This is a genomic window from Saccharopolyspora spinosa NRRL 18395 (assembly GCF_000194155.1).
GTDB lineage: Bacteria > Actinomycetota > Actinomycetes > Mycobacteriales > Pseudonocardiaceae > Saccharopolyspora > Saccharopolyspora spinosa.
The window spans coordinates 1839953-1840577 of record NZ_GL877879.1; the positions used below are offsets into that span (position 1 = coordinate 1839953).

General features: G+C 65.6%; 1 protein-coding gene and 1 pseudogene. Both read right to left on the reverse strand.

Features of this window, described 5'->3' with window-relative positions:
• A partial coding sequence (locus tag SSPN_RS60440; RefSeq protein WP_474717000.1) for a hypothetical protein occupies positions 1–315 on the reverse strand: 315 nt, incomplete at its 3' end.
• 10 nt (positions 316–325) lie between these two features.
• Positions 326–625, reverse strand: a pseudogene (locus SSPN_RS57110) (hypothetical protein); the annotation flags it as partial.

Below are 625 nucleotides of genomic sequence, written 5' to 3' on the forward strand. Positions count from 1 at the left end.
AAGCACCTCCAGCGGCCGGTTCGCAGACACATCCACACCAAGCACGCCCGCCACTGCCTGATCATCACCGGCAACCAGACTGTACGGCGGAGGCGATGTCACCGACCGGCCCGAACCAAAACCCGCTACCGCATCAGGATATGCAGGCGGCGGCGTACCCGGCCGTTCCTGCCCAGAACCCTGCATCACCTGAACACCACCCATCGCATCCCCGCCCCTCACACCGCCACCAGCACCCGCCTTACCACCGCCATCAGCACCCTCCTTACCGCCCTGAACATCCTTACTGTCCTTGCCATCCACAACAGCGGACACCACGGGGTCTTTACCGGAGGACACCGGCACCGCAGCCGAATTCACCGGCCGGGAAAACAGAGTCCACATCAGACTGTCTCGAGCCATCCGAGCCATCCGAGCCCTCCGAGGCATCGGAGGCATCGGAGGAGGTGAACGCGCCGTCCTTGTCCGGGGAGCCAGGGATGTGCCCTGTCTGCGACCCAGACCCTGTCCCCAGCAGCGGGGCCTTCTCGTCGCCGAACCCGCCACCATCGGCGGTCTCGGTGGCGGTGCCCTCACGTTGGCTGGTGTCGTCGAGGTACGGGCTTGGGCCTTCTGGGTGCAGCTT